Source organism: Mesorhizobium sp. WSM4836 (genome assembly GCF_055811815.1).
Map to the genome: position 1 here is coordinate 57,410 of NZ_JBVVQF010000010.1, position 14,081 is coordinate 71,490.

At 64.9% G+C, this 14,081-nt stretch carries 17 protein-coding genes; 9 read left to right on the plus strand and 8 right to left on the minus strand.

Annotated features, from left to right (window positions below):
* Position 1 precedes the first annotated feature (1 nt).
* From AC0L2P_RS14080 to hemC, 3 genes are all read right to left on the minus strand, one after another.
* Complete coding sequence (locus tag AC0L2P_RS14080; RefSeq protein ID WP_473501866.1) at positions 2–1,507, minus strand: COG4223 family protein; 1,506 nt, start codon at positions 1,505–1,507, stop codon at positions 2–4.
* A 294-nt stretch (positions 1,508–1,801) separates the two neighbouring features.
* A complete protein-coding gene (locus tag AC0L2P_RS14085) occupies positions 1,802–2,512 on the minus strand; it encodes a uroporphyrinogen-III synthase (protein WP_473501867.1) in 711 nt (236 codons plus the stop codon).
* 1 nt (position 2,513) lies between these two features.
* Positions 2,514–3,443 carry a hydroxymethylbilane synthase gene (gene hemC, locus AC0L2P_RS14090; RefSeq protein ID WP_473501868.1) on the minus strand — a complete coding sequence of 310 codons (930 nt, stop codon included), beginning with the start codon at positions 3,441–3,443 and terminating at the stop codon, positions 2,514–2,516.
* A 94-nt stretch (positions 3,444–3,537) separates the two neighbouring features.
* On the opposite strand from hemC, the gene tsaD reads away from it, so the two are divergent.
* From tsaD to AC0L2P_RS14120, 6 genes are all read left to right on the plus strand, one after another.
* A complete protein-coding gene (tsaD, locus tag AC0L2P_RS14095; RefSeq protein ID WP_473502024.1) occupies positions 3,538–4,623 on the plus strand; it encodes a tRNA (adenosine(37)-N6)-threonylcarbamoyltransferase complex transferase subunit TsaD in 1,086 nt (361 codons plus the stop codon).
* Entirely contained in the window at positions 4,620–5,630 is a 1,011-nt protein-coding gene (locus AC0L2P_RS14100; protein WP_473501869.1) for an NAD(P)H-dependent glycerol-3-phosphate dehydrogenase, read from the plus strand. Before tsaD ends, AC0L2P_RS14100 begins: the two co-directional genes overlap by 4 nt.
* A gap of 26 nt (positions 5,631–5,656) precedes the next feature.
* A complete protein-coding gene (locus AC0L2P_RS14105; protein WP_473501871.1) occupies positions 5,657–5,953 on the plus strand; it encodes a YciI-like protein in 297 nt (98 codons plus the stop codon).
* A gap of 133 nt (positions 5,954–6,086) precedes the next feature.
* Positions 6,087–6,512: an EVE domain-containing protein gene (locus AC0L2P_RS14110; protein WP_473501872.1), complete on the plus strand. Its 426-nt coding sequence runs from the start codon at positions 6,087–6,089 to the stop codon at positions 6,510–6,512.
* On the plus strand, positions 6,509–7,165 hold the full coding sequence (locus AC0L2P_RS14115) for a class I SAM-dependent methyltransferase (RefSeq protein ID WP_473502025.1): 657 nt from the start codon (positions 6,509–6,511) through the stop codon (positions 7,163–7,165). The genes AC0L2P_RS14110 and AC0L2P_RS14115 overlap by 4 nt, the downstream gene beginning before the upstream one ends.
* Positions 7,166–7,213: 48 nt before the next feature.
* The gene (locus AC0L2P_RS14120; RefSeq protein ID WP_473501874.1) at positions 7,214–7,630 is read left to right on the plus strand and encodes a DUF1761 domain-containing protein; all 417 of its coding nucleotides are present in this window, start codon (positions 7,214–7,216) and stop codon (positions 7,628–7,630) included.
* Positions 7,631–7,633: 3 nt separating this feature from the next.
* On the opposite strand, the gene gcvA is transcribed toward AC0L2P_RS14120, so the two are convergent.
* Positions 7,634–8,554 (minus strand): transcriptional regulator GcvA, encoded by a 921-nt coding sequence (gene gcvA, locus AC0L2P_RS14125; protein WP_473501875.1) that lies wholly within the window; start codon positions 8,552–8,554, stop codon positions 7,634–7,636.
* Between the two features lie 162 nt (positions 8,555–8,716).
* On the opposite strand from gcvA, the gene AC0L2P_RS14130 reads away from it, so the two are divergent.
* Positions 8,717–8,962 carry a hypothetical protein gene (locus tag AC0L2P_RS14130; protein WP_473501877.1) on the plus strand — a complete coding sequence of 82 codons (246 nt, stop codon included), beginning with the start codon at positions 8,717–8,719 and terminating at the stop codon, positions 8,960–8,962.
* 116 nt (positions 8,963–9,078) lie between these two features.
* On the opposite strand, the gene AC0L2P_RS14135 is transcribed toward AC0L2P_RS14130, so the two are convergent.
* Complete coding sequence (locus AC0L2P_RS14135; protein ID WP_473502026.1) at positions 9,079–9,615, minus strand: L,D-transpeptidase family protein; 537 nt, start codon at positions 9,613–9,615, stop codon at positions 9,079–9,081.
* Between the two features lie 144 nt (positions 9,616–9,759).
* On the opposite strand from AC0L2P_RS14135, the gene AC0L2P_RS14140 reads away from it, so the two are divergent.
* Together AC0L2P_RS14140 and AC0L2P_RS14145 are read left to right on the plus strand one after the other, a co-directional pair.
* A complete protein-coding gene (locus AC0L2P_RS14140) occupies positions 9,760–10,443 on the plus strand; it encodes a response regulator transcription factor (RefSeq protein ID WP_023680479.1) in 684 nt (227 codons plus the stop codon).
* 125 nt (positions 10,444–10,568) lie between these two features.
* Complete coding sequence (locus AC0L2P_RS14145) at positions 10,569–11,024, plus strand: Crp/Fnr family transcriptional regulator (protein ID WP_473501878.1); 456 nt, start codon at positions 10,569–10,571, stop codon at positions 11,022–11,024.
* 46 nt (positions 11,025–11,070) lie between these two features.
* Here AC0L2P_RS14145 and AC0L2P_RS14150 read toward each other — a convergent pair whose 3' ends face one another.
* From AC0L2P_RS14150 to AC0L2P_RS14160, 3 genes are all read right to left on the minus strand, one after another.
* Positions 11,071–11,964, minus strand: coding sequence for a sugar phosphate isomerase/epimerase family protein (locus tag AC0L2P_RS14150; RefSeq protein ID WP_473501879.1), 894 nt, complete (start codon positions 11,962–11,964; stop codon positions 11,071–11,073).
* 113 nt (positions 11,965–12,077) lie between these two features.
* Complete coding sequence (locus AC0L2P_RS14155) at positions 12,078–13,016, minus strand: ABC transporter substrate-binding protein (protein ID WP_473501880.1); 939 nt, start codon at positions 13,014–13,016, stop codon at positions 12,078–12,080.
* Between the two features lie 86 nt (positions 13,017–13,102).
* A complete protein-coding gene (locus AC0L2P_RS14160) occupies positions 13,103–14,080 on the minus strand; it encodes an ABC transporter permease subunit (protein WP_473502027.1) in 978 nt (325 codons plus the stop codon).
* Position 14,081: the final 1 nt, after the last annotated feature.

Sequence of the window (14,081 nt, forward strand, 5' to 3'; positions counted from 1 at the left end):
CTCACGCCTTCATTGCGCCGGCGATGAGGGAATCGATCTGTGTCTCGACCTCCATCCGCGCTTTCAGCTTGCCGGCAAAGTCGGCGCCGGCGGACTTGGCCGCCTCAGGTAGGGTTTCGTATTCGCTGAGCGCCTTGGCGTAGTCGCCCTGGTTGACGGCGACCTCCATGCGGGCAACGGTTTCCGGAACGCCGGTGCCTTCGACGGCGCCGATCGGCCTGACCTTGACCAGCGATTCGGCGCTCGACAGCAGTTTTTGCAGGATGCCGGCATTCTGGTCGACGGGCGTCGCGGCAGCGACCATGGCGTTGGCGGCGGCGTCCGCTTCGGCGGCGATCTCGGCGCGCGTCGGGACGCCTTTTTCGGCATAGGCACGCAGCGTCGCGATCTCGGGTGCATCGGGTGAGATCGTGGCAAAGGTTTCGAGCTCGGCGGCGAACGGGGCACCGCGGTCGAGCGCTGCCTTGAGCGCCGAGGCGGCAATGGCCAGCGCGATCTTCGGCTGCGAAGCCTGTGCATCGACCTTGCCCGATAGCTGTGAAACCGACTGTTCCAGCGCCGCAAGCCGGCCTTCCTGCGCCTTTGCCGTGTCGCTGGCGGATTTCACCAGCGCGTCGAGCGCAGCCAGCCTTTCGTTGAGCGGGCCGAGATCGACCGGCGCCGTGCCGCCGGCCTTGCCGAGGGCCGCGACCGCCGTCTCGATCTGCCTGACCTTGTCGCCAAGTGCCGCAAGCCCGGCATTGTCGCCGGCGCCGCCTTGCTCGACCGTCGATTTCAGCGCCGCGACGTCCGCCCTGACCCGGTCCAGCGCCGACGACAGCCCGTCCACCTTGGCCGATGCGTCATTGTTGGCGCCGGCCTGTCTGAGGTCCGCGACCTCGCGTTTCAGCGAAGCGATCTCACCATTGACGGCGTCGAGCGAGACGCCGCCCGACCCTGGCGCACCGAGCAGGCCGGCAAATTGCAGCCCGCCGGCGGCGGCCAGCGCGATGACGCCGCCGATAATACCGGCGACGATGGCGTTGATGCCGCTCCGCTTCGGCTGCACTGCCATATGGTCGTCCCTCGTCTCAGCTGTCTTCTCGCCGGGGCCTGCGATCCCCGGTTCGTCGGCCCCGGTTGCGCTGGATGCATCCTCGAAACTGTAGTCGGAAACCGTGGAGCGTCCGGACGGCGCATCCGAACCGGCAGGATAAGGGGTTTCCCTTTCCCTGGTAGAATCGGTGCCGGCATCCGCCGGCTCTTCCGTGCCGGCCGGCGCGGCTGCGTCGGCATGTTCCCATGGCTCAAGATCGGTCTGGTCGGCATGCACCGGCTCTTCAGGCGGCTCCGGCTGCGAGGCGTTCGCCGCTTCCTCGGCCCGTGCCTCGTCGGTCGGCGCCGCGGCTGGCTGCTGCGTGCTGGCATCCTGTTCTTCGGCGACTCGCGAGACGGCGCCGGGCTCGAGCTCGATGGTCGCCGGCTCACGGCGGCTCTTGGAATGCCGCACCTTCGGCGTCTTGACCATGCTCGGGCTCCGCAAAATTCGCTTCGGGATGGTTGAAAGGGTCTAGCACATCACCAAGCGGTGAAAAGGGGCGGCGTGATGACGCCAGGCTTTGGAGTTCAGTTTTGGCAAAACGCCGCAGCGGTTTTGGGAGATGCCATGCGGAACCAGAAATGAAAAACCCGCCTCTGTGGCGGGTCATTGGGGCGAATCAGCACCATACCCAAATTAGTAGCATAGCTGCCGGCACAAAGCAAGAACAAAATCTGGCTCGAGGGCAATCGTCCACGTTGGTGCTGCCGGCCAAGCTGCCGGTCAGCGCGGCGCCCGCAAAAGCCCCAGCAAGGCATCCTCGCTGGGCTCCGGCGCAATCCGGATCTCGGCGACATCGCCCAAGGCCGCGGCAATGCGCCCCGACAGTGCGAAAAAGCGCGTGTCCTGAAAAAGGCCACGCAGCGCCGGCCGGCTAGCCAGGGCCTGCATCGCCGTGGCCGCCTTGGCCGAATAGAGCAGCACCGCCGCGACCGGTCGGGCGTACAGGCGCGCAAGCACGGCCTCGTCGGAGTAATCCAGCATAACGGTGTCGTAGGTCTCGACGGCGCGAACCTGAATGCCCGACGCAAACAGCCGCTCCTCGAAGCCTGGAAAGCGTACCTGCCCGCAGAGATAGACGATGGTCTGCCCCGCGTAACTGCCAGCAAGTGCATCGGCCAGCGCCTCGGCATTTCCCGGACCTTCGTTGACCGACAGAAACCCGGCCGCGCGGGCGGCTTCCGCCGTCTTCCTGCCGACGGTGTGGCACGGCACGCCGGCGAGCACCGCGATCACTTCTTTCGGCGCATGGCGAACGGCATTGGCGCTGGTGACCGCAACCGCTGCGGCGGCGTCAGTGAGCGCGCCGGCGTTGACCGGCAGCGCCACGGTTTCGGTCAATGGCAGCAGGATCGGCTGAAAGCCGGCATCCGCCAGCCGGCTCGCCGTGCGCGAGGCGCCCGGTTCGGGCCTCGTCACCAGGACGCGGAGCATGTCAGGTCCAGCCGTCGAAGAATGTTTCGCCGGCCTTGGCCCGAACGGTCGCGGCGGCTTCCGCGCCAATGCGCGCCGCCTCCTGCGCCGGCCCTTGCAGCCTGACTTCATGCGACTGCGTGCCATCGGGCGAGATGATCAGCCCGGCAAAGGAAACCGTTCCGCCCGATATCGTCGTCGCATGACCGGCAATCGGCGTGCGGCAGGAGCCGTCGAGCGCCGCCAGGAAGGCGCGCTCGCAGGCCAGCGCCTCGCCGGTCGGCCCGTCGTGGATCGCTGCCAGCATCTGTTCCACGTCGCGGTCGCCGATGCGGCTTTCGATACAGATCGCGCCTTGCCCCGGCGCCGGCGGAAACACGTCGAGCGGCATCAGGTCGGTGACCACATCTTCGAGCCCGAGCCGCTTCAGCCCGGCATAGGCGAGGATGGTGCCGTCGGCGATGCCTTCGTCGAGCTTGCGCAGCCGCGTCTGCACATTGCCGCGAAACATCACCACCTCGATATCCGGCCGCATCCGCCGGATCAGCGCCTGGCGCCGCAGCGACGACGAGCCGACCCTGGCGCCTTGCGGCAGGCCCGCAATCGTTCGCGCCGCCCTGCCGATGAAGGCGTCACGCGCATCCTCGCGCGGCAGGAAGGCGCTGAGTTCCAGCCCCTCGGGCAACAGCGTCGGCATGTCCTTCGACGAATGCACGGCGATGTCGATGCGGCGCGCCAGCAGCGCCTCCTCGATCTCCTTGGTGAACAGGCCCTTGCCGCCGGCTTCCGACAGCGGCCGGTCCTGGATGCGGTCGCCGCTGGTCGAGATGACGACCACCTCGAATGCTTCGGCCGGCATGCTATGCGCGGCCATCAGCCGCGCCTGCGTTTCATGCGCCTGCGCCAGCGCCAGCGGGCTGCCGCGTGTTCCGATTTTCAAGGTTGTTTGCATGACGCGCCGTCCGTGATAACCCCCGGCAGGTTTTCGGGCTTTCTCCTATCGGGGAAAGGCCGGTTGCACAATCATCGAGGACAGCGACGAATTGATCCGCGTTCTGGGCATCGAGACGAGTTGCGACGAGACCGCCGCCAGCGTGGTGGCGCTGGACGGCCGCGGCACGCCGCAAATCCTGTCGAACATCGTGCTCAGCCAGATCGAGGAGCATGCCGCTTTCGGCGGCGTCGTGCCGGAGATCGCCGCGCGCGCCCATGTCGAGGCGCTCGATGGCATCATCGAGGCAGCGCTGGCCGATTCCGGCGTCGACCTCGCCGACATTGATGCGATAGCCGCGACCGCCGGTCCCGGTCTTGTCGGCGGGCTGATCGTCGGCCTGATGACGGCAAAAGCAATCGCCGCGGCAGCCAAAAAACCGCTGATCGCCATCAATCATCTTGAAGGCCACGCGCTGACCGCCAGGCTGACCGACAGGCTCGATTTTCCCTACTTCTTGCTGCTGGTCTCCGGCGGCCATACGCAGATCGTCGCCGTACGCGGCGTCGGCGACTACCAGCGCTGGGCGACGACCATCGATGACGCGCTTGGCGAAGCCTTCGACAAGACGGCCAAGATGCTCGGCCTGCCCTATCCGGGCGGACCGAGTGTCGAGAAGGCGGCGGCAAATGGCGATGCGGCGCGTTTTACCTTTCCGCGCCCGATGAAGGGTTCGGCGCAGCCCGATTTTTCCTTCTCCGGCCTCAAGACCGCGGTGCGCCAGACGGCAACGGCGATTGCCCCGCTGAGCGATCAGGACGTCGCCGACATCTGCGCCTCGTTCCAGGCGGCGGTGGCGGATGCGCTGGGCGACCGTGTTTCGCGGGCGCTGACCAGGTTCCGTCAGCAATTCCCGGACAAGGCGGAGCCTGCGCTGGTTGTCGCCGGCGGCGTCGCCGCCAACCGGACGATCAAAGCGACATTGCAGGGCCTGTGCGAGCAGGCCGGATTCAGCTTCGTGGCGCCGCCGCTTAACCTCTGCACCGACAATGCGGCGATGATCGCCTGGGCCGGCATCGAGCGCCTGCGCGCCGGCATATCAGGCGAAAATGACGCCGAGTTCGTGCCGCGCTCGCGCTGGCCGCTGGACAGCGTCTCGGCCCCGATGGTCGGCTCGGGCCGGCGTGGGGCCAAGGCATGACCGGCAGCGGGCACAAGGCGCCAAGCGGCTGGCGTGTCGCCGTGCTCGGCGGCGGCGCCTGGGGCACGGCGCTGGCGCTGGCCATGCTGCGCTCCGGTCATTTTGTCCGCCTCTATGCGCGCGACCCGGAGACCGTCGCGGCGATCGACCGTGGCGAAAATCCGCGCTATCTGCCGGGCATCGCGCTCGATCCCGGCATCGTGGCGACGAGCGACATCGAGGCCGCGCTCGACGGCGCCGACTGCGTGCTGGCGGTGGCGCCGGCGCAGTCGCTGCGCGCCATGCTGTCGGCGGCAAAAGCCCATATGCCGCGAAGCGTGCCGCTGGTCCTCTGCGCCAAGGGCATCGAGCGCGACACCGGCGCGCTGCTGTCGTCCATTGCCGAGGAAATCCTGCCGGCAAATCCGGTCGCCGCTTTGTCCGGCCCAAGCTTTGCCACCGATGTCGCCAGGGGCCTGCCGACGGCCGTCGTGGTCGCCGCCCGCGACGAGGCTCTGGCGACCGACCTTGCCGCCCGTTTCTCGGCTGAAAACCTGCGCTGTTATTCGAGCGACGACCTGATTGGCGTCGAGATCGGCGGTGCGCTGAAGAACGTCTTTGCCATTGCCGCGGGCGCCGTCACCGGCGCCGGGCTAGGCGCCAGCGCCCAGGCGGCGATGGTGACGCGCGGCTTCGTCGAGTTGCGCCGCATCGGCGCCGCCTTTGGCGCAAAGCCGGAGACGCTGATGGGGCTTTCCGGCCTCGGCGACCTGCTGCTCACCTGCTCGTCCGCCCAGTCGCGCAATTTCGCCTATGGGCTGGCGCTGGGGCAAGGCAAGCCGCTTGCCGGCTTGCCTTTGGCGGAAGGCGTGCCGACGGCCGCAATCGCCGCCCGCATCGCCGGCGAGCGCCGCATCGACGCGCCGATCATCGCCGCCGTCGCCGCCATACTGGACGGCACCATAACCATAGACCAGGCTGTGTCGGCGTTGATGACAAGGCCGCTCAAGACCGAAACCGACATGTAATCCCGAACGATTGCGGAGATGGAAAGATGCTGTTTGCGTTGATTTGCAAGGACAAACCAGGAAGCCTGCAGCTGCGGCTCGATACGCGGCCCGAGCACATTGCCTTTCTGGAAGGGCTGAACGGCGACAAGAAACTGGCCTTCGCCGGCCCGTTCCTCGACGCTAACGGCAAGCCGAACGGCAGCCTCGTCGTTGTCGAGGCGCCCGATCTCGCTGCGGCAAAAGCCCTGTCGGCGGCCGATCCCTATACCAAGGCGGGGCTGTTCGAAAGCGTCGAAATCCGGCAGTGGAACTGGAGCTTCAACAAGCCGGCGGATATCTGATGCATGTCGCGCAAAAGGTGCAGCGGTTTTGCGATAACGACATGCATAAAACAAGAATCTAAAGCGCGTCGCACAAGGCCGGTCGAACGCGACGCGCTTTTAGTCGCGGCGATCCCTGAGGAGGAGCAAAGCAATGAAATACTGGCTGTTCAAATCCGAACCTTCGGTCTTCTCCTTCGAGGACCTCAAGGCCAAGGGCAAGGCCGGCACGCAATGGGACGGCGTGCGCAATTATGCGGCGCGCAACAACATGAAGGCGATGCAGATCGGCGATCTCGGCTTTTTTTATCATTCCAATGACGGGCTCGACATCGTCGGCATCGCCGAAGTCTGCGCTCTGGCCCATCAGGACAGCACCACCGACGATCCCCGCTGGGAATGCGTCGATATCCGCGCCTTCAAGGACATGCCGAAGCCGGTGACGTTGGAGCAGGCCAAGGCCAATCCAAAGCTGGCCGACATGGCGCTGGTGCGGCTCGGGCGGCTGTCCGTGCAGCCGGTGACGCCGGCCGAATGGCAGGAGGTTTGCCGCATGGGCGGCCTGACGCCGGCGCCATGACGGCGCTGACGCCGGACAGCGCCAGGAAATTCATCCTCGACAACACGGCGCTGATGGCGCCGCCGCATGTGCCGGAGATCCGCCTGCACCTGGCCGACGAGGCACATGAATTATGGCAGCGGACCGAGGACGAGCTGACCGAAATCGGCCTGCCGCCGCCCTTCTGGGCTTTTGCCTGGGCCGGCGGCCAAGGCCTAGCCCGCTACATCCTCGACAATCCGGCGGCGGTGCACGGCAGGCGCGTGCTCGACTTCGCCTCCGGCTCCGGCCTGGTCGCCATTGCCGCGGTGAAGGCCGGAGCTGCCAAAGTGATCGCCGCGGATGTCGACCCGTTCTGCGCGACCGCGATCCGCCTCAACGCCGAGGCCAATGGGGCCGAGATAGAATTCCTCGCCGGCGACTGCATCGGCCCCGATGCGGGTTGGGATTTGGTGCTGGCCGGCGACGTCTTCTACGACAAAACTTTCGCCGACAGGCTGATGCCGTGGTTCAGGGCATTGAAGGCGCGCGGCGCCCACATCCTCGTCGGCGATCCCGGCCGTTCCTATCTGCCGAAGGCGGGGCTGGAGCCGCTTGCCGTCTACGAAGTGGCGGTGACGCGGGCGCTGGAGGACGCCGAGGTCAAGCGCACCACCATCTGGCGCCTTGCTTGACGGCGTCGCCGAACAGGCGTTCCCTCGCGCAATGGACCGGAGGGAATCATGGATTTTTCAGCAATCAATTGGCTGGCGGTAATCGTCGCCGCCGTCGTGGCGTGGCTGTTCGGCGCGGCCTGGTATATGGGCTTGAGCAAGCCGTGGCTGAAGGCCGCCAAGCTTGATCCGGCGACGATGAGCAAATCGATGCTGCCCTTCGTCGTCTCCTTCATTGCGGAGCTTGTCATGGCGCTGGTCATGTCGCTGATCATCGGCGCGGTGACCGGCGGCGAACCGAGCCTGCTTGCCGGGGTGATCTTCGGGTTCGTTCTCTGGCTGGGGTTCGTCGCCACCACGCTTTCGGTCAACCATCGCTACGAAGGTTTCGGCTGGGATCTGACGCTCATCGATGTCGGGCACTGGCTGGGCGTGCTGCTTCTCATCGGCGCGGTGATCGGCTGGTTCGGCGCGGCGGCCGACTGACCGTCAGCTCGGGGTCTTGGCGATTTCCTCGAGAAGCCAATCGCGAAAGGCGACGATGCGCGGGTCATTCGCCGCACTTTCGGGATAGACCAGGAAATAGGCGAATTCGGGCGCGACCTTGATGCCGAGTTCGAAGGGCCGGATCAGCCGACCTTCGGACAGGTCGTTTGCCACCATGGCGAAGTCGGCGAGCGCAACAGCGTTGCCGTCGAGCGCGGCCTGAACGGCATCGGTCGAATTGCCGAAGACGATGGTCCGGCTGTGGTCGTAGTCGTCGACGCCCGCCGCTGCCATCCACATGCTCCAATTCGGCCAGGTGACGCCCTGGCGCGACCACTCGATATGGGCCAGCGTATGATGGAACAGGTCGCGCGGTTCCTTGAGCGGCGGCCCTGACCGCAGCAAGGCCGGACTGCAGACGGGAATGATGACGTTTTCGAACAGCCGGTGCGAGCGAAGCCCCGGATATTTGCCAGTGCCGAAACGGATGCCGAGATCGACGTCGTCGCGATCGAAGTCGCGCACCTCGTAGCTGATGTCGAAACGCAGCTCGATCGCCGGATGCTGCTTGCGAAAATCGTCGACGCGCCGCATCAGCCACTTCGTCGCGAATTGCGCATCGAGGGTGACCTTCAGCAGCGCCGATCCGCGCGCCGTCTTCTGCGCCCGTGAGACGGCCCGGCCAAGCAGGTCGAGCGCATCGGCCGAGGCCTCGAACAGCACCGCGCCCGCCTCCGTCAGCCGGATCATGCGGCTGGTGCGTGTGAACAGCACGATGCCCAGCTGATCCTCGATTTCCTTGATCTGGTGGCTGACCGCTGCCGGGGTCAGGCCGAGCTCGTCGGCGGCGCGGGTGAAATTGAGGTGCCGGGCCGCTGCCTCAAGCGTCCGCAGCGCACGGGTTCCAGGCAGCAGGCGCGCCATCAGTACCAGACGAGGAGGGTTCGGTCGAGCATTCCAATCCTCAAACAAAACTTGAAGACGTAGAAAAAACTACTCGTTTCCCGTTTGAATTTCAATCCGTCATGATCCGAACATCGAAGAAACATCAAACCGGATTTGATATCCGGAGAAGCGGATTGCACCATGTCTGACATCGCCTTGCGCCCTGTTACCCTCCGCCCGGCCTGGCTGCGCGCCGTGCTTGACTGGCTTCGGCACGCAAAAATCGCGGTCAGTCTTCCCTACGAGAATGTCGAGGATCTCTCCGATCGCCAGCTGCGCGATATCGGCGGCGAACGCAAGGACATCGCACGCGCCATGGACCGCGAACTCGGCCGGCTCGGGCTTCTCGACACGGGATGGCAGAGGAGTAGGGCAGTAGGGCAGTAGGGCAGTAGGGCAGTAGGGCAGTAGGGCAGTAGGGCAGTAGGGCAGTAGGAAAAGCTAAGCGGCGCGCCCGCGCCTGTCTTACCCTTACTGCCCTATTCCCCTACTCCCTATTCCCCTTACCTCACCACCCTCACCACCGTTCGCTCCGACAGCAGCGGTAGCAGCCGCGCCATGGTGCGGGCTGTTACCGCGACGCAGCCTTGCGTCGGCGTGAAGCCGGGGCGCGCCAGGTGGAAGAAGATGGCGCTGCCGCGGCCGCGCCGGCGCGGCACAATGTTCCAGTCCAGCACCAGGCAGGCGTCATAGAGATCGTCGGTGCGCAGCATCCGCTCATGGCTGGCGCCATAGGGGATTTTGACCGGACGGTTGTAGTTGCGGTCCCCGGGCACCTCGCACCAGCCGAGGTCGCGGCCGATCGGCGTCATCGCCAGCCGCGTCCGGCGGCCGCCGGCAAAACGGTCGCCGCGAAAATATCCCGACAATATCCGCATCGAGGCGAGCGGCGTGGCGCCGTCGCCCTCGCGCTTGCCGGCCGAGATGCCGCCATGCCCCAGCGCACATCGAAACACGAGTTTGCCGGCCTGCAGAAAGCCCTGGCTGGGCTGGCCGGGCCGCGCCCGCACGGTGAGCACGGTGAGCCCTTTCGGCAAAATTGCGCCGACTGCATTGCGATCGTGTTTTTTCTTGTATGATCGTGCCACGGAACAAATCACTGTGAACGGCTGTTGTGCCGGTCAGCTTCCGCATAAACAGGCAGCGGTCAACTGAAATCTCTTTTCAAAACAACGGATTGATCCATGACTTCACGCACCATTCTGATCGTCGACGACGATGACGACCTGCGCGGCACCCTCGTCGAGCAATTGTCGCTCTATGAGGAATTCGATGTCCTGCAGGAAGCGACCGCCGCCAAAGGGGTCGCCACGGCACGCGGCGGGCTCATCGATCTGCTCATCATGGATGTCGGCCTGCCCGACATGGACGGCCGCGAGGCGGTAAAGATATTGCGCAAGGGCGGCTACAAGGCGCCGATCATCATGCTGACCGGCCATGATACCGATTCCGACACCATCCTTGGCCTCGAGGCCGGCGCCAACGACTATGTGACGAAGCCGTTCCGCTTTGCCGTGCTGCTGGCCCGTATCCGCGCACAGCTGCGCCAGCACGAACAGAGCGAGGACGCCACTTTCTCGGTCGGCCCCTACACGTTCAAGCCGAGCCAGAAGCTTCTGATCGATCCGCGCGGCGCCAAGGTGCGGCTGACCGAAAAGGAAGCCTCGATTATCAAATATCTCTACCGCGCCGACCAGAAGGTGGTGACCCGCGACGTGCTGCTGGAGGAAGTCTGGGGTTACAATTCCGGCGTCACCACGCATACGCTCGAAACCCACGTCTACCGGCTGCGCCAGAAGATCGAGCGCGATCCTTCCAACGCGGAAATTCTCGTGACAGAAAGCGGCGGCTACAAGCTGGTTCCTTAAACATTTCATTATTCAAATAAGCGATCCGGGCGGGGCGCTTTTCGGGTACGATCCTGAGGCTGGAGGTGGTTCTGGATCGGCCTCGTAGGGGAGGAGTCGGACTGACGGTTCGGGGACATAGCTAAATGGCGCTGGATGACGACATCCGCATCCTGTCCACCGTGAGGCTCTTCGAGAGCTTTACGCAGGAACAGCTGCGTCTGCTTGCCTTCGGCGCCGAAACCACCATGCTGCAAGCCGGCCACAAGCTTTACCGCGAGGACGACGCGGCCGAGTCGGCCTATATCGTGGTCAGCGGCCGCATCGTCCTCTACCGCGAGCACAATGGCGAGCGCATCCCGATCGGCACCGCCGGCCCCGGCACCATGCTCAGCGAACTCGCGCTGATCGCCGATACCAATCGGCTGACCAGCGCCTCCGCCGAAATCGATTCGGAAGTGCTGAGGCTCAGCCGCAAGATGTTCCGCCGCATCCTCGAGGAATACCCGGAGCTGGCGGTTCACCTGCACCAGCGCATTTCGGAGGATTTCCAGGCGATGATCCGCCGCATCGAGGAACTTGGGCCGCGCTTTGCCGGCTAATACAGCGCCTCCGGCCTAGCCAGAATGCTTTCGGAACCGTGAGGGCTCAAGGCCGGTGCGTTGCGGAAACAAGCTCGGCCTTGCGCCGTGCCGTCTCCAGTCCGAGCGCAATGAAGCGGCGCGCATGTTTGGCCAGCTCCATATTGTCCGTCCACAGATTGCGCCAGATCGCGGTTTTCCGCGACAGGTTCTCGTCGACGATTTCCGACGAGAAGGATTCGAAGCTGAGGTCGTCGCTGTAGCCGATGGCGGTCAGCGCATCGAATATCGCGGCGAAATCGATATTGCCGGTGCCGAGGAAACCGCGATGGCTCTCGCCGATATGGACATAGCCGATCTTCCTTGCGGCGTTGCGAATGGCCAAGCCCACATCGGCCTCCTCGATGTTCATGTGGAAGCTGTCGAGATGCAGGAAGATGTTGTCGGAGCCGCTGTCCGCGATGAAGGCCATGCCTTGCGCGGCGGTGTTGAGCAGGTTGCTTTCGAAGCGGTTGACGATCTCGAGATTGAGGGTGACGCCGGCTGATCTTGCCGTCTCCGCCACCGCGGCCAGCGTGCCGGCGCTGCGGTTCCACTGGTCGCGCGTCGGTGCCTCGCTCTGCAAGCCGTGGCTGGTGCTGAGGATGCCGGCAACCTTCTGGCCGCCGAGATCGCGGGTCAGCGCGATCGTACGTTTCAGGATTTCGACGCCGTGCGCGGCAATCGTTTTGTCGGCGCTCGAAATATCGCCGTCGGCCGGCAGTCCAATGCTGATCGCAACGCCGAGGCCGAGGTCGGCGATCCGCTTGGCCAAGCCATCAATGTCGACATTGGCGGGGTCGAGATAGGAGAATTCGATCAGGTCGAAGCCGGCTTCCCTGGTGTTGGCGAGCGTCCGCTCCAGGTCGCCCTGCGCCGAGCTGGCCGACCAGACGAATGAGTGGATTCCGATGCGCGACATGATTGTCTCCGGTTATTGCAGGGCGGACCCAAGTCCAAATCGGTTTTTGGCAATCGGTTGCTCGGACAAAAAAGGTGCGGCCGGTCATGCCGGCCGCACTAGGCTTGGGAGGCTTAGCGAGCCGCGGTCCAGCCCTTGTAATCCTTCAAATTGTCGGCCGTGATCAGCTTCGGGTCGAGCAGCACCGTCGGCTCCGCCGGCTTCTTGCCGGCAAGCAGGTCAGCCGCCATCGTCAGCGACTGGCCGGCCATCACATAGGGATCCTGTGAGGCGGAGGCCTTGATCATCGACGTGCCGGAAGCGAGTTCCTTCTCGATATCGGGCGCGCCGTCGACCGCGGTGAAGATGAACTCCGAGCGGTTGAGCTGCTTGGCCGCAAGCTGGGCGCCGATCGCCGTCGGATCGTTGATGGCGAACACCGCGTCGATCTTGTCGAAACGGGTCAGCAGCGACTGGAACACTTTCAGGCCGCCGTCGCGCGAACCTTCGGCGTTCTGGTCGTCGGAAAGGATCTTGATGTCGGGATGTTTTGCCAGCACGTCCTTGCAGCCCTTGACCCGCTCCAGGATCGACGACGAGGCCGGCCCGTTGAGGATGACGTAGTCGCCCTTGCCGCCGGTATGATCGACCAGATACTGGCACGCCTCTTCGCCGGCCTTGACATTGTTGGTCATCACGGTGACGTCGGCGCCCGGCGCCGAAACGTCGAAAGCGGCAACGACGATGCCGGCCGCCTGCGCCTTCTTGACCGCCGGCGCGATCGCCTTGGCATCGACGGCGTTGAGCATGATGACATCGACGCCGGCGGCGATGAAGGAATCGACCTGCGAAACCTGCTTGTTGAGATCGTAGTCGGCCGATACCGACGTCACCTGCACATTCGGGTTGATCTTCTTGGCCGCGTCCTCGATGCCCTTGATGGTGGCGACGAAGAACGGGTTGCCGAGTAGGCCGACCGAGATGCCGACCTTGTTCAGATCCTTGGCCGATGCCGGCGCGATGATTGCGGCCGCAAGGGCGACGCCGCCGAGCAGTTTAGCGATGGTCTTCATTGCTTTATTTTCCTCCTGATGCCCCGCGCCTCTCACGGTGCGTTACACATGAAACCGGCTCGTTGGATGCCGGCGACTAAGGGCCATCACGTTCTTGCTCCTGCCTGGAGCCGGTAACGGTCGAGGGCGACCGCCACGATGATGACCAATCCCTTGATGATGTACTGCCAGATGTCCGAAACACCGGCGAGGATGAGCCCGTTGGAGAGCACTGCGATGATCAGGCCGCCGATCAGCGTGCCCCAGATCGAGCCGACGCCGCCGACGAAACTGGTGCCACCAAGGATGACCGCGGCGATCGCGTCCAACTCGTAGGATTGGCCGAGCTGCAGCCCGTTGGCGGCATAGAGCCGAGCCGCCGACATGGCGCCGCCAAGGCCGGCCAGAAGGCCGGAAACGCCGTAGACGAAGAGCAGCACCAGCGGCACCTTGATGCCGGTCAGCCTGGCGGCCTCGGCGTTGCCGCCGACGGCGTAGATCCAGGTGCCGAGCACGGTGCGCTTGAGCACCAGCCAGGACAGCACGACGACCGCCAGCGCGATGATGACCAGCCACGGAATGCCGAACAGCGAACCGTTGCCGATGAAGTCGAACGGCAGGTCCGCGTTGAACACCGTGGTGTCCTGGCCGAGCAGGCGGGCGACGCCGCGCACGGCGGTCAGCGACCCCAGAGTGACGATGAAGGGCGGCAGCCTGATATAGGCGATCAGCAGCCCGTTGATGACGCCGAAACCGAGCCCGACGAGAATGGCCGCGGGCACGCCCAGCAGTCCCCAATCGGGCACCAGCGACACCATCACTGCCACCATCGCCGAGGCGGCAAGGATCGAGCCGACGGACAGGTCGATGCCGCCGGTCAGGATGACGAAGGTCATGCCGGCCGCCAGCACGATGTTGATCGACGATTGCTGCATGACGATCAGCAGATTGGTCTGGGTGAAAAAGCGCGGGTTGATGAACTGGAAGCCGACCGCCAGCAGGATCAGGATCGGCAGCATGCCGAGTGCGGCGATGGCGGTGCGCCACCTCGTGCTCCTGCCGACCGCTCGGTCGCCCGCTTTCATC